Annotated in this window: 19 protein-coding genes and 1 riboswitch; of the genes, 12 read left to right on the top strand and 7 right to left on the bottom strand. The window is 63.0% G+C overall.

Features of this window, described 5'->3' with window-relative positions; translation table 11 throughout:
- Positions 1-90: 90 nt before the first annotated feature.
- A riboswitch (cobalamin riboswitch) is annotated at positions 91-299 on the bottom strand.
- A gap of 92 nt (positions 300-391) precedes the next feature.
- Genes LPJGGPFB_RS19420 through LPJGGPFB_RS19410 form a run of 3 tightly spaced genes read right to left on the bottom strand, consistent with a single transcriptional unit; the run spans position 392 to position 5363 of the window.
- Positions 392-1504: an ABC transporter permease gene (locus LPJGGPFB_RS19420; RefSeq protein ID WP_173421567.1), complete on the bottom strand. Its 1113-nt coding sequence runs from the start codon at positions 1502-1504 to the stop codon at positions 392-394.
- Between the two features lie 2 nt (positions 1505-1506).
- Positions 1507-4293, bottom strand: coding sequence for a ribosome-associated ATPase/putative transporter RbbA (rbbA, locus tag LPJGGPFB_RS19415; RefSeq protein WP_173421566.1), 2787 nt, complete (start codon positions 4291-4293; stop codon positions 1507-1509).
- Positions 4293-5363 carry an HlyD family secretion protein gene (locus tag LPJGGPFB_RS19410; RefSeq protein ID WP_173421565.1) on the bottom strand — a complete coding sequence of 357 codons (1071 nt, stop codon included), beginning with the start codon at positions 5361-5363 and terminating at the stop codon, positions 4293-4295. Before LPJGGPFB_RS19410 ends, rbbA begins: the two co-directional genes overlap by 1 nt.
- A gap of 300 nt (positions 5364-5663) precedes the next feature.
- On the opposite strand from LPJGGPFB_RS19410, the gene LPJGGPFB_RS19405 reads away from it, so the two are divergent.
- The 10 genes from LPJGGPFB_RS19405 to LPJGGPFB_RS19360 all read left to right on the top strand — a co-directional run bounded on the left by LPJGGPFB_RS19405 (position 5664) and on the right by LPJGGPFB_RS19360 (position 17010).
- Positions 5664-7142, top strand: coding sequence for a sugar ABC transporter ATP-binding protein (locus tag LPJGGPFB_RS19405; RefSeq protein ID WP_173421564.1), 1479 nt, complete (start codon positions 5664-5666; stop codon positions 7140-7142).
- 59 nt (positions 7143-7201) lie between these two features.
- Positions 7202-8206, top strand: a complete 1005-nt coding sequence (locus LPJGGPFB_RS19400; protein WP_173421563.1) for an ABC transporter permease subunit — start codon at positions 7202-7204, stop codon at positions 8204-8206.
- Between the two features lie 84 nt (positions 8207-8290).
- On the top strand, positions 8291-9277 hold the full coding sequence (locus tag LPJGGPFB_RS19395; RefSeq protein WP_173421562.1) for a substrate-binding domain-containing protein: 987 nt from the start codon (positions 8291-8293) through the stop codon (positions 9275-9277).
- Positions 9278-9337: 60 nt separating this feature from the next.
- Positions 9338-10111 carry an SDR family oxidoreductase gene (locus tag LPJGGPFB_RS19390; protein WP_173421561.1) on the top strand — a complete coding sequence of 258 codons (774 nt, stop codon included), beginning with the start codon at positions 9338-9340 and terminating at the stop codon, positions 10109-10111.
- A gap of 29 nt (positions 10112-10140) precedes the next feature.
- On the top strand, positions 10141-11133 hold the full coding sequence (locus tag LPJGGPFB_RS19385; protein WP_173421560.1) for a dihydroxyacetone kinase subunit DhaK: 993 nt from the start codon (positions 10141-10143) through the stop codon (positions 11131-11133).
- A 15-nt stretch (positions 11134-11148) separates the two neighbouring features.
- Positions 11149-11790, top strand: coding sequence for a dihydroxyacetone kinase subunit DhaL (gene dhaL / locus LPJGGPFB_RS19380; protein ID WP_173421559.1), 642 nt, complete (start codon positions 11149-11151; stop codon positions 11788-11790).
- Positions 11791-12072: 282 nt separating this feature from the next.
- Positions 12073-14160, top strand: coding sequence for a bifunctional sugar-binding transcriptional regulator/dihydroxyacetone kinase subunit DhaK (locus LPJGGPFB_RS19375; protein ID WP_173421558.1), 2088 nt, complete (start codon positions 12073-12075; stop codon positions 14158-14160).
- Between the two features lie 57 nt (positions 14161-14217).
- Entirely contained in the window at positions 14218-14865 is a 648-nt protein-coding gene (dhaL, locus tag LPJGGPFB_RS19370; protein ID WP_173421557.1) for a dihydroxyacetone kinase subunit DhaL, read from the top strand.
- A 212-nt stretch (positions 14866-15077) separates the two neighbouring features.
- Positions 15078-16139, top strand: coding sequence for a L,D-transpeptidase family protein (locus tag LPJGGPFB_RS19365; RefSeq protein ID WP_234902939.1), 1062 nt, complete (start codon positions 15078-15080; stop codon positions 16137-16139).
- A gap of 73 nt (positions 16140-16212) precedes the next feature.
- Positions 16213-17010 (top strand): L,D-transpeptidase family protein, encoded by a 798-nt coding sequence (locus LPJGGPFB_RS19360; protein ID WP_173421556.1) that lies wholly within the window; start codon positions 16213-16215, stop codon positions 17008-17010.
- Between the two features lie 53 nt (positions 17011-17063).
- Here the strand turns inward: LPJGGPFB_RS19360 and LPJGGPFB_RS19355 are convergent, their stop codons facing one another.
- Both LPJGGPFB_RS19355 and recX read right to left on the bottom strand, forming a co-directional pair.
- Positions 17064-17798: a L,D-transpeptidase family protein gene (locus tag LPJGGPFB_RS19355; RefSeq protein WP_173421555.1), complete on the bottom strand. Its 735-nt coding sequence runs from the start codon at positions 17796-17798 to the stop codon at positions 17064-17066.
- Positions 17799-18049: 251 nt separating this feature from the next.
- Positions 18050-18604, bottom strand: a complete 555-nt coding sequence (gene recX / locus LPJGGPFB_RS19350; RefSeq protein WP_173422244.1) for a recombination regulator RecX — start codon at positions 18602-18604, stop codon at positions 18050-18052.
- Between the two features lie 365 nt (positions 18605-18969).
- On the opposite strand from recX, the gene LPJGGPFB_RS19345 reads away from it, so the two are divergent.
- The gene (locus tag LPJGGPFB_RS19345; protein ID WP_173421554.1) at positions 18970-21036 is read left to right on the top strand and encodes an ATP-dependent helicase; all 2067 of its coding nucleotides are present in this window, start codon (positions 18970-18972) and stop codon (positions 21034-21036) included.
- A 31-nt stretch (positions 21037-21067) separates the two neighbouring features.
- Complete coding sequence (gene dinB, locus LPJGGPFB_RS19340; protein ID WP_173422243.1) at positions 21068-22177, top strand: DNA polymerase IV; 1110 nt, start codon at positions 21068-21070, stop codon at positions 22175-22177.
- Between the two features lie 257 nt (positions 22178-22434).
- Here the strand turns inward: dinB and LPJGGPFB_RS19335 are convergent, their stop codons facing one another.
- Both LPJGGPFB_RS19335 and LPJGGPFB_RS19330 read right to left on the bottom strand, forming a co-directional pair.
- Positions 22435-23406: a 3'-5' exonuclease gene (locus LPJGGPFB_RS19335; RefSeq protein ID WP_173421553.1), complete on the bottom strand. Its 972-nt coding sequence runs from the start codon at positions 23404-23406 to the stop codon at positions 22435-22437.
- Positions 23407-23645: 239 nt separating this feature from the next.
- Positions 23646-24122, bottom strand: coding sequence for an SRPBCC domain-containing protein (locus tag LPJGGPFB_RS19330; RefSeq protein ID WP_173421552.1), 477 nt, complete (start codon positions 24120-24122; stop codon positions 23646-23648).
- Positions 24123-24162: the final 40 nt, after the last annotated feature.

Below are 24162 nucleotides of genomic sequence, written 5' to 3'. Positions count from 1 at the left end.
GACCACCCCGGCGCCGTCTGCGGCACGCGGCAACATTGCTCCAATGTCACCGCTACGGACGGCCGCGCCTCGACACCCCTCGTGTCCAGGCATGGGTGACCGAAACAGGCAGGTCTCCTGACTTCCGCGTCGTCGCTTCCTCCCGCCTTCCCACGCGAGAGTTCGCGCAGTGGCTTCATGGGGTTCCGCTCGGCGGTTACAGTTGCGGGGGCAGTCGCGGTTTCGGTCCCTTGCGGGCAATCCTCACCGTGTTCCCTTTTCATCCGTCGTCAGACGGAACCTGTTTCGCAAGAAATGACCTATCATATGCCGGCGGCCGGTCAACCGCCGGTCGCATTTTCCACTGGTAAAGTCTGCGCGCGCAGAGCTCGCAAGGCCCATGGCGCAAAGGCTACTTCAGGAACGCCCGGAAGCGCCGCATGGCGAAGGCAAAGAGAATGGCGCCGATCACCAGCAAGGCAAGGAGCTGCGGCCAGACGACATCCAGACCGGCATCGCGAAACAGGACCGCCTGCGCCAGAATGACGAAATGGGTGTTCGGCGCCGCCAGCATGATATTCTGGATGATCTCCGGCATGCTTTCGCGCGGTGTCATGCCACCGGAGAGCGCCTGGAGCGGCAGAAGAACGAGCATCAGCAGCAGGCCGAACTGCGGCATCGAGCCGGCAATCGTGGCCAGCAGGATTCCCATCGACGTGGTGGCAAAGAGTTGCAGGGCGGTGGCGAGCAGGAACAGCGCAAACGAACCCTGCACCGGGACGGCAAGCACCCCCTTGACCACGAAGATCAGCGACACCGCAGAAGCCAGCAGCACCACCAGCCCCATCGACCAGACCTTGCTGACCATGATTTCGAACGGGGTGACGGGCATGACGAGCAGATGCTCGACCGTGCCATGTTCGCGTTCGCGGATGAGGGCAGCTCCTGTCAGGACGATCGACAGGATGGTGATGTTGGTGATGACGTTCATCACTGCGCCGAACCAGCCCTTGTTCAATTCGGCATTGTACCGCGCGCGCAGGACTAGATCGACCGGCAGTTTCTGCTCGCTGCGGTGGCGCTCGAGGAAGCCCGCGACCTCGCCGGTGACGATCTGCTGGATGTAGCCGTTGCCGGAGAAGGCCTGGCTCATCCGGGTCGCATCGACATTCAGCTGGATCGTCGGCGTGCGCCCGGCGAGCAGATCCGTCTGGAAATTCGGCGGAATGTCGAGCGCAAAGGTATCCAGCCCCTGATCCATCCGCCGGTCCATTTCCGCCGGCGTGATCATCTGCGGCGGCACGAAATAGGGCGGATAGAAAGCCGTCGATATCCGCGTCGACACCGGCGAGCGGTCCTCATCGACGATCGCGACGGCGGCGCGGTTGAGCGTCTCCGGCATCGCCGTCGAGCCGGTATAGACCGACAGCGTGAAGGAATAGACGATCAGGATCAACAGGATCGGATCACGCCAGAGACCCCAGAGTTCCTTGATGCCGAGATGGTAGATGTGGGACAGGCGCATGGTCACCTCGCCTGCTTCTTGAGGGACAGGGTGCCGATCGCCAGCAGCACCGGCACCGCGATCAGCATCGGCACGAAAGCGCCCGCGAGATCGCCGAAGCCGAGCGCCTTGGAGAAGGTGCCGCGAGCGATGGTCATGAAATGCGTCGTCGGGTAGATCTGGCCGATGAAGGCGCCCGCGCCCTCCAGCGACGAGACCGGATCGATCATGCCGGAATACTGGATGGCCGGAATGAGCGTCAGGATCGCCGTACCGAAAATCGCGGCAATCTGGCTGGACATGAAGGTGGAGATGACGAGCCCCATCGCCGTTGCCGCCGAGACGTAGATCAATCCGGCGACCGTCCAGGCCAGCAGGCTGCCGGTGAACGGCACCCGGAAGACGAAGATCGCAAAGGCGGTCAAAAGCGCGAAATTGAGCATCGCCAGGGCGATATAGGGGAGTTGCTTGCCGACCAGGAATTCGAGCCGCGTCACCGGCGAGACGTAGAGGTTGACGATCGAGCCCAGCTCCTTCTCGCGCACGACGCTGAGCGCCGACAGCATGGCCGGGATCAGCATCAGCAACAGCGGAATGACGGCGGGCACCATGGCGACGATGCTCTTGACGTCGGGATTGTAGCGGAAGCGCGTCTCGATCTTGAAGGTGCCGGCGGTTGCCGCATCGCCGTAGCGTTCGCGGATCTTTCCGGTCAGCCAGTGGGCGTGCAGGCCCTGCACGTAGCCTTTGACCGTTTCGGCGCGGCTCGCCATGGCCCCATCTATCCAGGCGGCAATTTCGACCGCGTCGCCACGGGCCGCCCGTCTGGCAAAACCCGGCGGTATCTCGATCGCAAGGCTCAGTTCGCCATTGCGCATGCGCCGGTCGAGGTCGGCATAATCGGTGATCGGGTCCTTCTCGATGAAGTAGCGCGAGCCTGCGATTTCGAGAATGTATTCGCGGCTGGTGGTGGTCTGGTCATGGTCGAGCACCGCGAAGGTCAGGTCTTCGACATCCATGTTGATGCCATAGCCGATGACGAACATCAGGATGACCGTGCCGATGGTCGCGAGCGTCGCCCGGATGGGATCGCGCACCAGTTCCAGCGCCTCGCGACGGGTGTAGCTGAACATGCGTCCGACGTCGAAAAACGCCGACGTCGCCGACGCCTTTCGTTCGACCTCCTGCGCGATTGCCGGCTTCGACGGGTCGTGCGCCCTGACCACGGAAGGCGCCGCCGGCTTCGCGCCGGCGATCGCCTCTTCGAGATAGGCGATGAAGGCTTCCTCCAGCGTCGACGCGGAGCGGCTCTTCATGATGCCCTCCGGCGTGTCGCTGACCAGCACCTTGCCCGCATGCATCAGCGACATGCGATCGCAGCGCATCGCCTCGTTCATGAAGTGGGTGGAGATGAAGATCGTCACCTGCTCGTTGCGCGAGAGGTCAACGAGGATCTGCCAGAAACTGTCGCGCGCGACGGGGTCGACGCCGGATGTCGGCTCGTCGAGGATGAGGATGTCGGGCGAATGGATCAGGGCGACGGCCAGCGACAGCCGTTGGCGCACCCCGAGCGGCAAGGCGTCCGGCAGCGCCTCCATCACGCCGGCGAGATCAAAGCGATCCGCAAGCTCCTCGATCCGCTTTGGAATGGTGTCAGCTGCCATGCCGAAGAGCTTGGCATGCAGCTCGAGGTTCTGCAGGACCGTCAGCTCGGTATAAAGCGAGAAGGCCTGCGACATGTAGCCGACACGGTGACGCACTTCCATGTCGCGCGGGTCGACTTCGCGCCCGAAGAGCTTGGCCGTGCCTTCGCTGGCGGCGAGCAGGCCCGTCAGCATTTTCATCGTCGTCGTCTTGCCGCAGCCATTGGAGCCAAGGAAGCCGAAGATCTCGCCGCGGCCGATGCGGAAGCTGACATTGTCGACGGCGACGAAATCGCCGAAGCGCATGGTGAGGTTGTTGGCCTCGATGGCGATGTCGTCGCCCACCCCTTCCGGACGCGGCGGAATGACGACGTCGTGGTGCTCGCGCCTGAGATCTTCCGGAAGCAACGCGATGAAGGCGGCATCGAGCGTGTCGACGCCGGTATTTTGCAGCAACTCGTCAGGCGTGCCCGTTGCCAGCACCCGGCCGGCATCCATCGCCACCAGCCAGTCGAAGCGGGCCGCCTCTTCCATATAGGCGGTGGCAACGACGACGCTCATGCCAGGCCGCTCGGCGCGGATCTCATCGATCAGCTCCCAGAACTGCCGGCGCGACAGCGGGTCGACGCCCGTGGTCGGCTCGTCGAGAATGAGGAGGTCAGGGTCATGAATGAGCGCACAGCACAGTCCCAGCTTCTGCTTCATGCCGCCGGAAAGCTTGCCCGCGGGACGGTCGGCGAAAGGCGCAAGGCCGGTGCTTTGGAGCAGGCCGGCGATGCGCCGCTCGCGCTCCTCGCGATCGTGGCCGAACAGGCGGCCGAAGAAATCGACGTTCTCGAAGACGGAAAGCGTCGGGTAAAGGTTCTTGCCGAGGCCCTGCGGCATATAGGCGATGCGCGGGCAGGTCCGCCGCCGGTGGCCGGCATCGGCGATGTCTCCGCCGAGCACCTCGACGCGACCGCCCTGGACGGCGCGGGCGCCGGCGACAAGCGAGAGCAGGCTCGACTTTCCGACCCCGTCCGGCCCGATCAGGCCGGCCATGCAGCCGGAGGGGATGTCGAGCGTCACGTCGTCAAGCGCCCGGGTCTTGCCGTAGGAAAGGGTGACGGCGTTGAGGCGTACCACGGGCTCTGCCGGCGACAGGCCGGCCCTGTCGGGATCCGCCATCACTGCACCAGCGTGCCGGTCTGGCTCGCCGGCCACTCGGCCTTGGGATCGACCTTGACATAGGCGACCCCCGGAAGCCCCGTCTTGACCATGCGGATATACTTCTTCAGCAGTTCCTTCGGGATCTGCGCCTTGATCCGGAAGGTCAGCTTCTGGCGCTCTTCGGCGGTCTCGACCGTCTTCGGCGTGAACTGCGCGACATCGGCGACATAGGAGACCTTGGCGGGAATGATGTATTGCGGTGCTGCGTCCAGCACCAGCCGGACCTCGCTGCCGATAGACAACAGCCCGGCCTGATCCGTCGGCAGGAAGAAGGTCATGTAGACGTCGCCGAGATCGACGAGATTGAGCACCCGGCCGCCGGCAGCCAGCACTTCGCCGGGCTGGACCACCCGATACTGGATGCGACCGTCGCGCGGCGAAACAAGCGTGCTGTCGTTGATGTCGGCAACGATGCTCTCGACCGACGCCTTGGCGGCCTCGACCGAGGCTTGCGCATCGATAACCTGGGATTTCGCCGAATTGATCGCCGCATCCGACGCGGCAAGCGAGGCTTCCGCGGCACTGGCGGCAGCTCTCGCACCTTCCGCGGTGGCGCGGTCATCATCAAGCACCTGCTGCGAAACTGTGCTCGTCTTGACGAGTTGCTCGGAGCGGGCGAGGCGCCGCTCGGCAGCGTCCAGTTGTGCCCGGCGTTGCGCCAGCACGCCTTCGGCTGCCGCCTTTTCCGCCTCGCGCTGGGTCACAAGGTTCTTTGCCGCCTCGACGCCGACAATGGCGCGCTGCTGTTGCGCTTCGGCCTGTCGCTTATGCGCCTCGAGCTGGACCGTATCCATCTGGGCGAGCACCTGCCCGGCAGTGACGAAATCGCCCTCGTCGACCATGATCTCTCTGATTCTGCCCGGCGTTTTGGTCGAGATATCGATTTCGACCGCCTCTATGCGCCCGTTGCCGCTGGCAATCCCGGCAGGTAGGGCGTTGCGATCGAGATTCTGCCAGGCGTAGTAGCCGCCGGCCAGGGCCAAAGCGATCAGGCCGAGCACGAGCCAATTCTTCCGGGCTTTTTCCATATCAGCGTCCCACCTTGCAATGCACATCACGACAATAGCCCGCGACGACCCAAACACAACCGGGAATAGGCCCGGCGTGGCCAACCGTCACCGCGACGTAAACCGATCGCTAAGACAAACCCTTGGTATCGGGACCCTGCATTGACTCATGTCAATTCGAGTGGTGGGTAGATAGGAATTTGACAAAAGCCGATCAAAAAAATCAAAAGTAAAATCTCAATATTGACAGATGTCGATCAGCATGTGATTTTTGTCGAAATCGATAGCGGCAAAATCGCCATCGCAGCGTGGGAGGACACCATGCAACCGCTTTTGAAGGTTGAAGGACTGAAGAAATCATTCGGGGGCGTCGCAGCCTTGCGCGACGGCCGCCTTGAACTTCAGGCCGGTTCCGTTCACGCGCTTTGCGGCGGCAACGGCGCCGGGAAATCGACATTTCTTTCGATCCTGATGGGCATCCAGCAGCGCGACGGCGGCACGATCTGGCGGCGCGGCAAGGAGGTCCACTATGGCAACCCGGCTGAGGCGCTTGCCTCCGGCATTGCCATCATCGAGCAGGAACTGAGCCCCGTTCCGCACATGACGGTCGCCGAAAACATCTATCTCGGCCGCGAACCTTCGGGGCGTTTCGGCGGCATCGACTTCAAGAAAATGAACCGCGACGCGCAGCAGCTTCTCGATCGGCTCGAATTCGGCATCCGCGCCACCCAGACGATGATGACGCTTTCGGTCGCGCAGATGCAGCTGGTCGAAATCGCCAAGGCTTTCAGCCACGAAGCCGAAGTCATCTTCATGGACGAGCCGACATCGGCGATCGGCGAGAAGGAAGCGCAACACCTGTTTGCTGCGGTTGCCCGCCTCAAGGCCGAGGGCAAGGGCGTCGTCTACGTCTCGCACCGGCTTTCGGAAATCTTCCAGATCGCCGACAGCTACACGGTCTTTCGCGACGGCGGCTATGTCGGCAGCGGCCTGCTTTCCGACATCGATCGCCCAGGCCTGATCAAGATGATCGTCGGGCGCGAACTCGGCGAGGAATACATCAAGACCAACGACCCGACCGACGAGATCGGCCTGGAGGTCTCGGGCCTGACACTGCCCGGCAAGATCGAGGACATCTCGTTTTCGGTGCGCAAGGGCGAAATCTTCGGCATCTACGGGCTGATGGGCTCCGGCCGTACGGAGATCTTCAACTGCCTGTTCGGCCTCGACCGCCCGTCTCACGGCGATGTCATGCTCGAAGGTGAACGGATCACCGTCAGCAAACCGGCCGACGCGATGGCGAGCGGTATCGCGCTTGTCACCGAAGACAGAAAAGTCAGCGGCCTCAATCTGGCCGACAGCGTTCGCGGCAACATCTGCCTGGCAAGCCTTCCGGAGATGAGCCCGCGCTTCGTCATGAAGGGGCGGGACGAGGCCGCAGCCAGTGCCGAGATGATCGCCCGCTTCGGCATCAAGGCGGCGCGCGACACGATGCCGGTCTCGGGTCTTTCGGGCGGCAACCAGCAGAAGGTCGTGCTCGGAAAATGGTTCCTGCGCCAGCCGAGATTGCTTCTGCTCGACGAGCCGACCCGCGGCGTCGACGTCGGGGCCAAACGCGAAATCTACCGCATCATCTGTGATTTCACCGCGGCCGGCGGCACCGTCGTCATGATCTCCTCCGAGATCGACGAGGTGCTGGGCATGTCCGATCGCATCCTCGTCATGCGCCAGGGAAAATCCGCCGGCATCCACGATCGCCGGGCGACGGACGCCCAGTCGCTCGTGCATCTATCGACCTGAACCACCCGCGAGATCGACGCCAAAAAGCGCTTGTCCGACATCAAAGGGGCCTGAGAACCGTGTCCAACATCGAAAACAACGCATCCAGAAGCTGGTTCAGCGCCGAAAAGCGCGGCACGCTGATACAGGAATACGGCATCTTTCTCGCCTTCCTGCTGCTGGCGGTCATCCTGTCGTTCTCCAACGAGTATTTCCTGACGCCGGGCAACATTTCCAATGTACTTCTGCAGACGTCGATCAACGGCGTGCTGGCGATCGGCATGACCTTCGTCATCCTGACGCGCGGCATCGATCTTTCCGTCGGCTCGGTCGTGGCGCTTGCCGGCATGGTCAGCGCCAGCTTCGCGACGACCTCGGCAACGGCGGGCATTGCCGGCGCGCCCTACCCCTTCTTCGTGGCGCTTGCGATCGGCATTCTCGTCGGCGTCGCCTGCGGCATCATCGTCGGCTTCATCGTCTCGCGCTTCTCCGTTCCGGCCTTCGTCGCCACCCTCGGCATGCTATCTGCCGCCCGCGGCATGACGCTGATCTACGGCGGCGGCAAGCCGGTACCGGCACTGACGCCGGAATTACGCTGGATCGGCACCGGCAACATCCTCGGCATCCCGATGCCGGTAATCCTGCTTGGGATCGTCTTTCTCGCTTCCTGGTGGATCCTGACCCGCACGCGTTTCGGCCGCTACATCTACGCCGTCGGCGGCAACCCGCATGCGGCCAAGACCTCCGGCATCAACGTCACCCGCATCCGCTTCCTCGTCTACGTCATTTCGGGCGGACTTTCGGGCCTTGCGGGCATGATGCTGTCGGCGAGAACAGGTTCCGCCCTGCCGCAGGCCGGCATCGCCTATGAACTGGACGCGATCGCCGCGGTCGTCATCGGCGGCACCAGCCTTTCGGGCGGCGTCGGTCGCGTGACGGGAACGCTGATCGGCGCGCTAATCATCGGCGTGATGAACAACGGCCTCGATCTGATGGGCATCCAATCCTACTACCAGCAGGTCCTGAAGGGCGCGCTGATCGTCGGCGCCGTGATGCTCGACCAGAAACGCAATCAGGGTCTCTGACCCCCAAGACATCGGCCGCCCTGCGGCGGCCGTACACCAATCCGTGCGCCATGAAGGCGGCGGAAACCACAATGGAGGAGTAGCATGAAGAAACTCGTGATCGCCCTGGCTTCCGCCACGGCCCTCTTCGCGTCATCAGCTGTCGCGCAGGAAAAGCTCAAGATCGGTGCCGCACCCTACGGTCTCAATGCCGAATTCATGCAAATCTGGTCGGCGGCCCTTGAAGAGCACCCCGCCGTCAAGAGCGGTGAAGTCGAACTGACCGTGTTCGACGGCCGCTACGACGCACTGGTCCAGCAGGAACAGTTCAACACGATGATCACGCAGAAGTTCAACGCGATCATCTTCGTGCCGATCGACATCGAGGCTGGCGCAACCGCCGTTCAGGCCGCCCATGATGCCGGCATTCCGGTCGTCGGCTCCAACACCCGCGTCAACTCCGAGCTTCTGACCGCCTATGTCGGCTCCGACGACACCGTGTCGGGCTACATGGAAGCCAAGACCGTTCTCGACAAGATCGGCTGCAAGGGCAACGTGGTGATCATCGAGGGTCCGATTGGCCAGTCGGCGCAGATCTCGCGCCTGGAAGGCAACAAGAAGGCGCTTGCCGAGTGCCCTGACGTCAAGGTTCTCGAGCAGCAGACTGCCAACTGGTCGCGTGCCGAAGCCCAGACGCTGATGGAAAACTGGCTGACGGCTCATTCGGGCCAGATCAACGGCGTCATCGGCCAGAACGACGAGATGGCGCTCGGCGCGATCGAAGCGATCAAGTCGGCCGGCCTCAAGGTCGACGACTTCGCCATTGCCGGCATCGACGGCGTGACCGATGCTCTGACGGCCGTCAAGGAAGGCACGATGACCTCGATCCTGCAGGATGCCCGCGCCCAGGCGCAGGGCGCGCTCGACCTCGCGATCTTCCAGGCCAAGAAGGGCGACTACAAGCCGCAATCCGACATCTGGGCGCAGTATCCTGACATGCCGTTCAACGACGGCAAGGACAAGGAATACAACGTTCCGTGGACCCCGGTCACGACCGAGAACGTCGACAAGCTGCTTGAAGCCCGCAAGTAACGCCATCACAGGCGGGGCGGCTTGCCCGCCCCGCTTTCCAACCGCCGAGGGAAAACCGACATGACCGAGACCACACCCCAGATCGACCTCAACTTCCCGCTGACCGGCAAGGTTGCCCTCGTCACCGGCGGCGCCTCCGGCATCGGCGCGGCTGTCGCCAGCGCTTTTGCCGCCAAGGGCGCGAAAGTGGCCGTGCTCGACATCAACGAGGATGTCGCCCGCGCCAAGGCCGAGGCTCTCGGCGGGGATGCAAAACCGTTCGTCTGCGACGTTTCGGACGCGGCCTCGGTCAATGCGGCAGTCTCGGGCGTCGTCGCGGCTTTCGGCGGCATCGACATCGCCGTCAACAGCGCCGGCGTCGTGTTCCTCGCGCCTGCCGAAGAGCTGTCGCTCGACTATTGGGACAAGACCATCGCCATCAATCTGAAGGGCAGCTTCCTCGTCACCCAGGCCGTCGGCCGGGCGATGATCGCTGCCGGCAGGGGCGGCAAGATCGTCAACCTCGCCTCGCAGGCCGGCACGGTCGCGATCGAGGACCATGTCGCCTATTGCGCCTCGAAATTTGGCGTCATCGGCATGTCGAAGACCTTTGCGGCCGAATGGGGCAAACACGGCATCACCGTCAACACCATCTCGCCAACCATCGTTCTGACCGAGCTCGGCAAGAAAGCCTGGAGTGGCGAAAAGGGCGAGGCCGCCAAGAAGCGCATCCCGGCCGGCCGGTTCGCCTATCCGGAAGAGATCGCGGCCGCTGCCGTGTTCCTGACGTCGGCCGGAGCCGACATGATCAACGGCGCCGATCTCCTGATCGACGGCGGCTACACCATTCTCTGACGAAGCACGACCCATCTACAGGAGACACCATGCAAAGGTTCATCAACAATCCCGACGAGGTCGTCGAGGACACCGTCAAGGGCTTCGTCAAGGCTCACTCCGACATCGTCCGTCTGGCTGACAATCCGCGCGTCGTTGTCGCCAGGGGCGCGCCGGTCGCCGGCAAGGTCGGTGTCGTCACAGGCGGCGGCTCCGGCCACGAGCCGGCCTTCACCGGCTACACCGGCCGCAACATGCTCGACGCCGTCGCCGTCGGCGAACTGTTTTCGTCGCCGACCGCCAAGAGCTTCCATGATGCCATCCGCGAAGCCAATGGCGGCAAGGGTGTCGTCTGCCTCTATGGCAACTATGCCGGCGACAACATGAACGTGAAGATGGCAATCAAACTTGCGGCCAAGGACGGCATCGACGTCCTGACCGTCGTTGCCAATGACGATGTCTGCTCGGCACCGCCCGAGGAGCGCGAGAAGCGTCGCGGAGTGGCCGGCGAGATCTTCATGTGGAAGATCGGCGGCGCCAAAGCGGCCGAAGGCGCAAGCCTCGAAGAGGTGCGCGCAACCGCACAGAAGGCGATCGACAATTGCCGTTCGATCGGCGTCGGCCTTGGACCCTGCACGCTTCCGGCCGTCGGCCATCCGAATTTCCAGATCGAGCCCGGCACCATGGAAGTCGGCATCGGCCACCACGGCGAACCGGGTGTGCGGGTCGAGGCGCTGAAGACCGCCGACGAAGTCGCGAAAGACATGTGCCAGATCGTGCTCGACGATCACAACCTCGCGTCTGGAACCGAAGTCGCGGTGCTGGTGTCCGGCCTTGGCGCCACGCCGCTCAACGAACTCTACATCCTGAACGACACGATCGAGAAGGAAATCACCGGCCGCGGCCTCAAGATCTACCGCACCTATATCGGCAACTACTTCACCTCGCTGGAAATGGTCGGGGCGACACTGACCGTGCTGGCGCTCGACGACGAACTCAAGGCGCTCCTCGACGTCGAGGTTCGCTGCACCACCATCTTGTGACGAAAGAGGCGTATCATGCAGACGTTTAGCAACGCCAATTCCGGCGCGATCGTGCTGTCGCTCGCAGAGCGCATCATCGAGAACCGCGCTTACTTGAGCGAAATCGACGGCAAGATCGGCGACGGCGACCATGGCGTCAACATGGCCAAGGGTTTTGCCATGGCCGCCGACCGGCTGAAGGACAGGGAAACCACCCTGTCGGAGGCGCTCGACACGCTCGGCACCGTGCTGATGACCGAGATCGGCGGCTCCATGGGGCCGCTCTACGGGGTGATGTTCACCGAGTTCGCCGAGAAGCTCGACGGCGTGCCCGCCATCGATGCCGCGACTTACAGCAACATGCTGCATGCCGGTCTCGAGGGCATCCAGTCGATCGGCTCGGCCAAGGTCGGCGACAAGACGCTGATCGACACGCTCGTTCCTGCGGTCGAAGCCTTTGACGGGGCGACCGCGAACGGGAAATCGTTCGATGAAGCGCTCGACGCCCTGGTTGTCGCCGCCGAGGCGGGGCGCGATTCGACCCGCGATCTCGTTGCCAAGATCGGGCGCGCCAGCCGGCTCGGCGAGCGCTCGCTCGGTGTGCTCGACGCAGGCGCCACCTCCTGCGCGATCATCCTCAAGGAGCTTTCGCTCGGCGCCCGCGCACGCATTGCGTAGTTCATGATGAAGGCCACGGCACGCAACTGTGCCTTTGCCGGACAAAGATGCCTCCCAAGGCCGGCGCGATCCCGCTGAACGCAGCGGGATCGCGCACCGCGACCAGAGGAAATTCAGCCGGCGGCGCCGGCCGCAGCCCGCACCAAAATGCGCAGCGGGCCAATTCGACTGTATAAACACGGCACTTCCAATGGCCCTATTAAAGTCGCAGTGCTGCAAGGTTGCAAAAGCACGACGTTGCTTCCATGTTCACCAACCAAAACAGGGAACGAACGCAACCAGATGACATCGAAGACATCCTCACCACGCAAGGGCGGCGCGAACAGGAGCGGCGCGACCGACGCGTCCGATGCCATCCCGCTGCGCTATGGTGACGATCCCTATGTCTGGGCCTGCTGGCTCTACTACGAAGATGGAATGACCCAGGGCGAGATCGCCGATGCCATGGGTGTCTCGCGCGCGACCGTCAACAGCTACCTCGCCGATGCCCGCGAGAAGGGTATCGTCAACATCTCGCTTGAGCCGGCCCGGCTCGCGTCACTGACAATCGCCCAGGAACTGAAGCGCCATTTCGGCCTTGCCGACTGTCTCGTCGTTCCGAGCGACGACAACGCCCGGCCGTTGATCGACCGGCTCGGCGTCGCCGGGGCAATGGCGCTGCAGAAGTTGATGAAATCCGGCGACACCCTGGCTGTCTCCTGGGGACGCACTGTGATGTCGGTCGGTGAGCACGCGGATGTGCAGGCACTGCAGGACGCAACCGTGGTGCAGGCGACCGGTGGCACGACGGCGGCGTTCTCCTACACCCCGGAACTCTGCGCCGCTTCGATCGCCCGCGCGATTGGTGCACGCTGCGTCGGCATCACCGCGCCGGCGATCGTCAAATCGAGGGAATTGCGGCAGATGCTGCTCGACGAGCCGCTGCTGCAGGAGCAATTCGCGACGTTGGCGCAGGCCAACCGCATTCTTTTCGGCATTTCGTCGCTGCGGCCAAACTCCACCATCCACACCAGTCGTTTCTTCGAATCCGTCTCGCTGCAGGATTATCTTGCGGCCGGTGCCGTCGGCGTAGTCGCCGGGCGTTTCATCGACGAACGCGGACGCCCCGTCGCCGGACCGCTCGATGACAGGACGGTCGGCATTTCGCTCGAGATGCTGCGCCGGATCGGCACGCGCATCGCCGTTGCCGGAGGCTTCGACAAGGTGCCGGCCCTGCTGGCGGCGCTTCGCGGCGGCTATGCCAACGTGCTGATCACCGACGCTGCAACCGGCCACGGCATTCTCCGGGCTGATGGCGTCACCGGCCTCGACACCCGGATTTCGCAAAAACCGAAGCTTGTCCAGGCGCCCAGCTCCTACCGCACCCACGTCAAGAAATTCCTCAACAATCCCAATGAGGTGGTCGAGGAAATGCTCGACGGCGTCGTCAGGGCGCACCGCGACTACATCGAACCGATCAATGGTTCGCACCGCGCGCTCGTCGCGAAATCCGGGCCGCGCCCGGGCAAGGTCGGCCTCGTCATCGGTGGCGGCACAGGCCACGAACCGTGCTTCCTCGGCTATGTCGGGAAGGGTTTGGCGGACGCGGTCGCTGTCGGTAACATCTTCTCGTCGCCGCCGCCGGATCCGATCGTGCAATGCGCCGTTGCCGCGTCGGGCGGCGAGGGCGTGCTTTTCGTCTACGGCAACTATGCCGGCGACGTGATGAACTTTGAGATGGCGGCCGAGATCGCCGAGGAAAAGGGCATCAAGGTCCGCACCGTCTTGACCACCGACGATATCGCCTCCTCGCCGATCGAGGATCGCGAGGGCCGGCGCGGCGTCGCCGGCAATTTTTTCATCTTCAAGATTGCAGGGGCGGCCTGCGACCGGGGCCTTTCGCTCGATGCTTGTGAGGCTGTCACCCGCAAGGCGAACTTGCGCACCTATACCGTCGGCGTTGCGCTCGAGCCCTGCTCGATGCCGCAGACGCGGCGGCACAATTTCGAGATCGGCCCCGACGATATGGAAATCGGCATGGGCATCCATGGCGAGCCCGGTGTAACGCGCGAGCGCATCAAGCCAGCCGACGACATCACCGACGCAATCATGGACAACATCTTTAAGGAGATGAAGGCAACGGCGGGCGATCGCGTGGCCGTTCTCATCAACTCGTTCGGCGCGACGCCGCTGATGGAGCTCTACATTCTCTACCGGCGCGTGGCGCAGCGCCTCGCCGCCAAGAACATAGAGATTGAAGCGAACTGGATCGGCCATTATTGCACGTCCCTCGACATGGTCGGCGCATCGATCTCGATCCTCCATCTCGACCAGGAACTGACCGATCTGCTGCATCACCCTTGCGAAACGGCTTTCCTGCGTATCAATTAGCATTCCGTCAGGGATCCATGATCAAGCATGGGTATCGGGCGTTCTGGGAGGACAATGATGTCGGAAAATGCGGCGCGCCGCTTGGTCAGCATGTTTCAGGCGATTTCCGATGCCGTGGAAGCCGAGAAGGATCATCTGTCGGAGCTTGACGGTGCCATCGGCGATGCCGATCACGGCACCACCATGTCGCTCGGCTTCCTGGCGGTGAAGGCCGAACTGTCAAAGCTCGACCTTGATCAGGCGCAGATCTCCGACGTCATGGCCACGGCGGCAGGCGCATTCCTCAATGCCGTCGGCGCCTCGACCGGCCCGCTCTATGCCACGGCCTTTCGCCGTGCAGCGCAGGCCGTTGCCGGCAAGACGGAACTCGACCTTGCCACCTGCGCGGCCATCATCGAGGCCATGGGCTCGGGAATGCGCGAGCGCGGCAAGGGGCAGCGCGGCGACAAGACGATGCTCGACGCCTGGCTGCCGGCAGCCGATGCCGCCGCGGCAGCGCTTGCCGAAAACAAGGGTGCCGACGGTTTCTGGCGCGATATCGTCGCCTCGGCGGAGGCTGGAGCCAACGCAACGCGCTCGATGATTGCCACCAAGGGACGCGCGGCACGGGTGCGCGAGCGCTCGCTTGGCCATGTGGACCCCGGCGCCGCATCGTCGGTGGTGATCCTTCGCGCCATGGCGTCTTCGCTCAACCGGGCGGCCTAGCGAACGGGCGGCGACAAGGGCCGGACGAGTCACGCGCACGTGATGCCGCTGTTTGGACAAAATTTACCATCACATGCCAAGGCTGGTGTGCACCGGAGATGCAGGCGCGTTCAAGTTTTGTTGAACCGCCGCGTCACGAAAGCCAGCGGCAAGCGCTTGCAGCTAAAGCCGCTAGAGGTCTTATGGTCCGGTCGCCATTTCAAGGAGCCCGCATGCGGCGCATAACGAGACATCTTCTTTCCCTGTCATCAGCAAATGCCGCTGAATTGCTGGGCAAGACGAAGCAGGCCCGGCGCGCCACCCTTGCCGTGTCGGTCGCCATCGCCCTTTCCGGCTGCATGTCGGCCTTCGACGACGTGCGTGCGCCGCCGCCGATCCCGACAAAGCTGATCGCCGCCATGGCCAAGAATGGCTCCAAGCCGGAAAGCCCGGTGCTCGTTCGCATCTTCAAGCAGGAAAGCGAACTGGAGATCTGGAAACAGAACAAGTCGGGCCAGTATGCGCTCTTGAAGACCTACCCGATGTGCCGTTGGTCCGGAAAGCTCGGGCCGAAGACCAAGTCGGGCGACCGCCAGGCGCCGGAAGGCTTCTACCATGTGTCGGCACGCATGCTGAACCCGAAGTCGCAATATTACCTGTCGTTCAATCTCGGCTATCCGAACCGGCTTGAGTCGGCGCTCGGTTATACCGGCGAGGCGCTGATGGTGCATGGCGCCTGCTCGTCATCCGGCTGCTACGCGCTGACGGACCAGGGGGTTGGCGAAATCTATCCCGTGGTTCAGCGTGCGCTCGCCGGTGGCCAAGGGCAATTTCAGGTGCAAGCCTACCCGTTCCGCATGACGGCAACGAACATGGCCAAGCACAGCAGCGACCCGAACTTCGATTTCTGGAAGAACATCAAGCAGGGCTACGATATCTTCGAGGCGACGAAGCGCCAGCCGAAGGTTTCGGTCTGTGGGGGCCGTTATGTCTTCAATACCGAGTTTGCCGATGGCGAGCCGACCGATCCGCTTGCCGCCTGCCCTGCAGCAACCACAGCTCCCGACGCCGGGCTAATGGCAAGGCTGCAGACGGAAGACGCAAAGATTGCCGGCCTGGTCGCCAATCAGACGCCCGCACCTGTCAATGCCTATGTCGACGGCGGCATGCACCCGAGTTTCCGGGCACTGCTCGAGAAAAACGGTGCTGAAAAGCTGGCCGCAAAGATATCGGCAACTAAATACCCCATTAGCCGACCGGATGCGGCACTGGCAGATCCCTATGCCGGCCTGTGATCGGCGTCGGGAGATGAGCGACAGCAATGCGTCATTCCCGGTGATCATCGAACACAGGTAACTGAGGACCCCCATGCCCCAACGTGACGTCGGTCGCCGATCCTTCCTCAAGCTTTCCGCCGGGATAGCGGCGCTCGGACTGGCGGGTTGCGGGTCGACGCGCGAGCGGGTTTCGCAGCAATATGCCCCGGCACCGGAACCGGTGCCGGCCGCCAATACCTTTGTTGCCGAGATGTATGGCGAGCGGCCGGGAGAAACTTACCCGCTGCCGGCGATCCCCTACGAGAAGATCGACCCGCGGTATTACAGGCAGATGGTTCCCGACCCGACCGGTGAGCGGCCAGGCACACTGGTCGTCGATGTCGGCAACCATTTCCTCTACCGTGTCTACGAGAACGGCCAGGCGATGCGCTACGGCGTCGGCTTGGGCCGCGCCGGCTTCGCCTGGGCCGGGCGTGGCGTCATCCAGTACAAGCGGCCATGGCCGCGCTGGAAGCCGCCGAACGAGATGGTCGCCCGCCAGCCGGAACTGCAGCAGTACAGCATCGAGGCAGGAGGCATGGAGCCGGGGCTGAAGAACCCGCTCGGCGCCCGCGCCATGTACATCTTCCAGAATGGCGAAGACACGCTCTACCGCATCCACGGCTCGCCGGAATGGTGGACCATCGGCCAGTCGGTATCGTCGGGCTGCGTGCGCATGATCAACCAGGACGTCGTCGATCTCTATGATCGCGTGCCGAACGGCACGCCGATCGTGGTGACGGACCTGTCGGGCGGCGGCATGGCGGCGCAACAGGCGGAGCCGTTGCCGCAGGACAATCTCCTGCCCGGAGAAGGCGGCATTCCCGGTGCACCGCCGCCTATCTATTAAGACGGACCAGTCCACGTGGGAGCAATGGATGCCCCCACGAACGAAATCCGGCCTTAGATAACGAGCAGCGGTGTCTTGCCGCGGACGCGGTTGTAAAGATCGATCGCATCCTGCTGCAGCATCCGCACACAGCCGGCAGACGCATTCTTGCCGATCGAGCGCCACTGCGGCGAACCGTGGATGCGATAGAGCGTGTCCTGGCCATCCTGGAAGATGTACATCGCCCGCGCGCCGAGCGGATTGCTGAGGCCCGGATCCATGCCGCCGGCCTCGATACCGTATTTCTTCAGGTGCGGCTGGCGCGCGACCATGTCATCCGGCACCGTCCAGCGCGGCCACTTGCGCTTCCAGTGCACGACGGCCCTGCCCTTCCAGGCGCGACCCTGGGCGCCGAGACCGACGCCGTAACGGATCGCCTTGCCGCCGGGCAGCACCCAGTAGAGGAACATCTTCTGGGTATCGACGACGATTGAATAGGCCGGCTCGTTGGTCGCATAGGCAACTTCCTGCCGCAGGAATTCGGGCTTGATCGCACCGAACTCGACTGCCGGAACATCATAGCCCTCGTCCTTAACCGGGCCGTAGATCTTGGCGTAGTCGAGCTTCGGCGCCGGTTCGTCCTTGCGCTCAGGCTCGATCGGATCGATCTCGCGAGGGGTAATGACGTCCTTGTTGGCCTTGTCGGCGGCTTTTGCCTCGAGACCGGGCTTCGGGACCTGGGTACAGGCGCTCAAAATGGAGCTTGCGACCACTGCAAGCAGCGATCGGCGGGACAATTGAAAAGACACTGTTTTATTCCGGGGTTGGGGACATGCGCGGAGAGAGGTCTGCTTTTGGTCCCATTCGTGACCGAAATGTGGTCAAATCCGATCTCACTGGTGGATGATCACCGCCAGGGGTTCGCGGTCATCCGACTGTTGCAAAATTCACTCGGTCGGGCGCGCGCGAGGAGCTGATGCGGCCCATGCCGGAGCAACATCCAAAGTCAGCCAGGGGCGAAACAACCCGACAGAGCAGATGAATTCGACGGGCCTTGCCTCTATCGGACGGCATCCTTCCGCAGCGCGCTTTCCGCCTCGCCGAGGCTCATGTCGAATACTTTTCTGCCGATCTCGAAGCCGAAGCCGTTGCGGGCAAATGCGGACAGTTCCTTGGCTTTGCGCTTGTCGTCGAGCTCACCGCGACGAAAAGGACCGAAGCCGCGCTTGCGGGCAAAGACGACGGCCGCGTAGAGATCATCGGTCGCCTCGAGCGCGAGGGCTGCGGTTTCCCGGTCTATGCCTTTTACTTGGAGTTTCTGGGCAATCGCCCGTTTCGATTTTCCGCTGCGCACCGCCGATTGGGTGCTGACCTGCGCGTAATCGGTATCGTTCAGGGCGTTCAGATCATAGGCGAACTTGACCGCGAAGTCGGCAACAGCCTTCAGCTGCTCCTGGCTGATATCCTCGAACTTCTGTCGCGCCTTCCGGGTGATGGCGTCGAACAATTGCTTCTCGGTCATCATCTGGCGCTCGAGGCGATAGACCGCCGAGTTGCGCGCCCAGGACAGCATGCGTCCGGTGGGCGTGTCAGAAGGCGGCGTATCGGAGGACAAATTGTCGGCTTGCAGATCGTTTGGTGTCACGGTGCGGGCGGGCTCGTTTGCAGTGCGCTTGTTGGCTAAAGTCTGGCGCGAAGGCATAACCTGCTAGCACGCGGCTTCGGTAGCCGCCAGCAATGGGACAGATTGTCGTGCCGCCGGATCGAGAATTTGCGGGCGGAAACCGCGGCGCATCTTTGCCATTGCCAACGGGGCCTTTGCAATATGTCCCGCGGCTGATATGTTCCTTATTCGTTCCCCGTCAAGAATCGCTCATTTCGTGGGCGGGGATGCCTCGGCATTGCCCGGAGCGCCGGGCAATTTGCACCGGCGCGCGGTGCAAGGGGTAGCATCTGCAGAGACTTACCGAGGACTACGGCGTGGCGGCGGCCTATCTGGAAAAATTGAACGACCGACAGCGCGATGCCGTCGAATTTGGCGTGACCGCTCCGGGCGAAACGATCGCCGGGCCACTTCTGATCATCGCGGGCGCCGGGTCGGGCAAGACCAATACGCTCGCCCATCGCGTCGCCCACCTCATCGTCAATGGCGCCGATCCGCGCCGTATCCTGTTGATGACGTTTTCGCGCCGCGCGGCATCCGAAATGGCCCGACGGGTCGAACGCATCTGCGCCCAGGTGCTTGGCGCTAACGCGTCGGTGGCCACCGATGCGCTCACCTGGGCCGGAACGTTCCACGGCATCGGCGCGCGCCTCTTGCGCATCTACGCCGAACAGATCGGGCTCAATGTCGATTTTACCATCCACGACCGGGAAGACAGCGCCGACCTGATGAACCTCGTGCGGCATGAGTTGGGCCTCTCCAAGACCGAGACACGCTTTCCGACCAAGGGCACGTGCCTGTCGATCTATTCGCGGGCGGTCAATTCCGAGACGTCGCTCGGCGAAGTCTTGCGCGCGCACTACCCCTGGGTTTCCGGTTGGGAAGAACAGTTGAAGCAGCTGTTTGTCCGTTATGTCGAGGCGAAGCAGGCGCAGAACGTGCTCGATTACGACGACCTGCTGCTCTATTGGGCGCAGACCGTCAGTGTGCCGGAACTCGCCGAGGACATCGGCAACCGTTTCGACCATGTGCTGGTCGACGAATATCAGGATACCAACCGCCTGCAATCCTCCGTGCTGATGGCCTTGAAGCCCGGCGGTCGGGGCCTGACAGTTGTCGGCGACGATGCGCAGTCGATCTATTCGTTCCGGGCGGCGACCGTGCGCAACATCCTGGATTTCCCGGGAACGTTCACCCCGCCGGCCGACGTCATCACACTTGATCGAAACTATCGCTCCACCCAGACGATCCTCGCTGCCGCCAATGGTGTCATCGATCTCGCCCGCGAGCGCTTCACCAAGAACCTCTGGACCGAGCGCCAGTCACCAGAACGACCGAAACTGCTGGCGGTCGCCGATGAGGCCGACCAGGCGCGCTATATCGTCGAGAAGGTGCTGGAAAACCGCGAGGTCGGCATGACGCTGAAACAGCAGGCAGTGCTGTTTCGCACATCGAGCCACAGCGGACCACTCGAGGTGGAACTGACCAGACGCAACATCCCCTTCGTGAAATTCGGCGGGCTGAAGTTCCTCGACAGCGCCCATGTCAAGGACATGCTGGCCGTGCTGAGGTTCGCCCAGAACCCCAGAGATAGGGTCGCAGGCTTCCGCCTTCTGCACATGATGCCGGGTGTCGGCCCGCAGACCGCCGGAAAGATCCTCGACGCCATTGCCGCCGATCCGGAACCGCTGGCGGCACTTGCGGAAATCCCCGCGCCGCCGCGCTCCGGCGACAGCTGGAGCGCTTTCGTGACCCTGATCGAGAGCTTGCGCAAACAGGCCGGCGGCTGGCCGGGCGAAATTGCCCAGGCGCGCGAATGGTACGAGCCGCATCTCGACCGCATCCACGAGGATGCGGACACACGAAAAGCCGACCTGCTGCAATTGGAGCAGATTGCCGGAGGGTATCCCAGCCGCGAACGGTTCCTCACCGAGCTGACACTCGATCCGCCGGATGCGACCAGCGACCAGGCGGGCGTGCCGCTGCTTGACGAGGACTACCTGATCCTGTCGACCATCCATTCGGCCAAGGGGCAGGAATGGCGCTCCGTCTTCATGCTCAATGTCGTCGACGGCTGCATCCCCTCCGATCTTAGCGTCGGCACGACTCATGAGCTTGAGGAGGAACGCCGGCTGCTCTATGTCGGCATGACGCGGGCGAAGGACAGCCTGACACTGATCACGCCGCAGCGGTTCTTCACGAGCGGCCAGCACGCGCAAGGCGATCGTCACGTCTACGCCGCGCGCACGCGCTTCATTCCGGCAACCCTCCTGCAGTTCTTCGAGACGGCTTCCTGGCCACTGGTCAGCGCCTCCGCGTCCGAGCGCAGCGCCCGTCAGATCCGCATCGATGTCGGCGCGCGCATGCGGACCATGTGGAAGTAAGGAGCGGCACGTGGCCGAGCCTATCGAAAGCATGAACGAAAGGCAGCCGGCGGCGAATGCGTCAGTAGCCGAGCGGCAGCGCAAGATCATCCACATCGACATGGATGCCTTCTATGCATCGGTCGAGCAGCGCGACAATCCGGAATTGCGGGGCAAGCCGGTCGCCGTCGGCGGCGCCGCCGCGCGTGGCGTCGTTGCCGCCGCCAGTTACGAAGCGCGCAAGTTTGGCGTCCACTCCGCCATGCCGTCCGTCACGGCGAAACGAAAATGTCCCGACCTCATCTTCGTCAAGCCACGCTTCGACGTCTATCGCGGCGTATCGCAGCAGATCCGCGAGATTTTCGCCGAATATACGCCTGTCATTGAGCCGCTCTCACTCGACGAAGCCTATCTCGACGTGACCGACAATCTGAAGGGCATGGAGATCGCCACCGAGATTGCCGAGGAAATCCGCGCAAAAATCAAGGCGACAACGAAGCTGACGGCGTCAGCCGGCGTCAGCTACAACAAGTTCCTCGCCAAAATGGCGAGCGACCAGCGCAAGCCTGATGGACAGTTCGTAATCACGCCGAAGAACGGACCAGCCTTCGTGGAAGCACTTCCGGTGAAGAAGTTTCATGGCGTCGGGCCGGCCACGGCAGAGCGGATGAAGCGACTGGGAATCGAGACCGGCCTTGATTTGCGGCAGCAATCCCTGGCGTTCCTGCAGGAGCATTTCGGCAAATCCGGACCGTATTTCTACGGCATCGCCCGCGGCATCGACGAACGGCGCGTCCAGCCAGACCGGGTACGCAAATCGGTGGGCGCGGAGGACACGTTCATCGAGGACATCTTCGAGCTCGAGCCGGCCTGTGCCGAATTACTGCCCTTGACCGACAAGGTCTGGCGCTATTGCGAGGCGCATGGGATGAGCGGCAAGACCGTGACGGTCAAAGTGAAATACTCGGACTTTACCCAGGCAACGCGCAGCAGAACGCTCAGTGGTCCCGTCGCCGCGGCACCCGAGATGCTGGAGGTGGCGGTGTCGTTGCTGACGTCCGTCCATCCGTTCAAGCGCGGCGTACGCCTGCTGGGCGTCACCCTGTCGTCGCTCAACGGCAATGATGCCGACGAACGACCCCAGCTCGAGCTTTCGTTCTGAAGTACCCGCACGCCCAAATGAAAAAGCCTGCCGCGGGAGGAGGTGCGGCAGGCTCTTAAAGGGATTGAATGGCAACTGGGAGGAGGAGTGTTGCCATTCCGACAGGCGCTCTTTGGGAGGAGGAGAAAGCGCCTGCATTCATCGAAGCTCTGCGGGAGGAGGTGCATCACTCCGATGAGTGGAATATACAGGAAGCCGGCCACTTTCGTAGCGCCGACTTCGCAGGGCAGCCATGCGCTGAGCGCCGGTCGGACGGGTCAGCGCGCTTTGAACCGGTCGAAGGCGGTCAGCCGCACCATAGGCGGGTCGGCCTCGCTCCAGCGATAGATTTCGCTTCTGAGGTAGCGAAGCTCCTCGTCCAGCGCCTCTTCGCCGATCTCGATCCACCAGGATTTCGGGCGACCATCGCTGCCATCAGACCATCGGTAGCCGCGACCCTTCAGGTGGTCCTTCATCTCGAAGGGGCTGTTTTCCGCGTAAAGGCGGACGCGCGAGCGCTGGCTTGCCGCATAGAGTTCGGCAAAGGGTGTCTGCTGCGATTGATCTGCAGGCCCGGCGATCACCTCAAGCAGCGCAAAGCAGTCGTCGACGGCACGATGACCATCGTGAAAATATCCCGCCTGGCCGATAAGGTAGCCGAGCTTCGTGCCTTCGAAACCGCGGTCGCTCCAGCCGATCTCGGAAACCGAGCACGCCCAGGCCTTCTTCTCGAAGATCGGCGAAAAGGCTTCGCAAAACGGCCGGTCGAACCCGGCATTGTGGGCGATAATCAGGTCGGCACGTTCAATGATCGCCTGGAGCCGAGGAAGGTCGATCGTCTGGCCGGCGACCATGTCGTCGGTAATGCCGGTGATGCGCGTGATGTCGGCAGGAATGGGACCGCTCGGCTGCCGCAGACCGCCATAAACGTCGATGACGTCGCCGATCGCACCATGGGCGTCGAAGGTAAACGCGATCACGCCGATCTCGATGATCTCGTCCTTGCGATGATTGAGGCCCGTCGTTTCAGTATCGAGAATGACGCCGACGAGCGGAAATTCCGCCCGCGGCGGCGTCACGACGGGACGCGCCTCAAGCTTTTGCAGCACGCGGTAGCGACCCGTCGCCTCGAGATGATCGACCATCGCCCCGGCAGTCATGCCGGCAGCCGCGCGAGACGATGCGCGCTTGGAGCGTGCTCCCTTTTCGTCCGGATCGGACGAAACAAACATGTCGTATTGCAATGCCATCAGCCTTTCTCCCGGAACTTTTGGTGAAAGGGAAGACCGAGTGGCCATCGCGCCATCACTTTCCCGCTCTGTCAACAGACCTGTGTCGAGAGGACCGGATTTAACGCGGGAAAACCTGTCATTGGGCCCGGATGCTGCGGGCGGGATACCCGCAGCGTGCCGTCACGCGGCGTGAGCATCCTGCGCCTCATCGAGTTTGGGAAACGACAGCCTCTGTGATGAGGCATGGGGGCACGATGTCACGCGGCACGCCGCAGGCGGCGCATCAGATAATCTCCGAGACTGTCGAGCATCGCCGCCCAGCCATCCTCGTGCCCGAGCGCGCTATCGCTGCCATCGAGATAGACGCCACTCTCGGTCATGACGACACGCGTCGCGTCGTCGACGGCCGAGAATTCTACGGTGACAACGCCGGCAAAGATAAGGTCGCCCATGTAGGAGATCGTGCTTGTATAAACGATGCGTTGGTTCGGCTTGATCTCTTCGTAGCGCGTGGTGTTGATGTAGGGCTCGGCATCGATCGCGCCGAACGTGCAGATATCCGTGTGCCCGACGGTGAAATCGAAGGCGCGCCAGGCCAGCTCCCAACCATCGCCGGGCGCACTCCAGGTTGCGAGCACATCGCGGTCCGACCAGGCGGCAAAGACGAGATGCGGCGGGGCTGCATAGGTTCGTTCGACGATGACGGTGGCGTGTTCGGCTTTCGACGTTTTCATGGCGCTCTCCTTGATATGCCGGTCGGGATTGACTGCCTGC

The organism is Ensifer adhaerens, assembly GCF_013283195.1.
Taxonomy (GTDB): Bacteria; Pseudomonadota; Alphaproteobacteria; order Rhizobiales; family Rhizobiaceae; genus Ensifer; species Ensifer adhaerens_G.
Note: the sequence above shows the minus strand (reverse complement) of the source record. Positions and strands in the feature narration are given on the sequence as shown.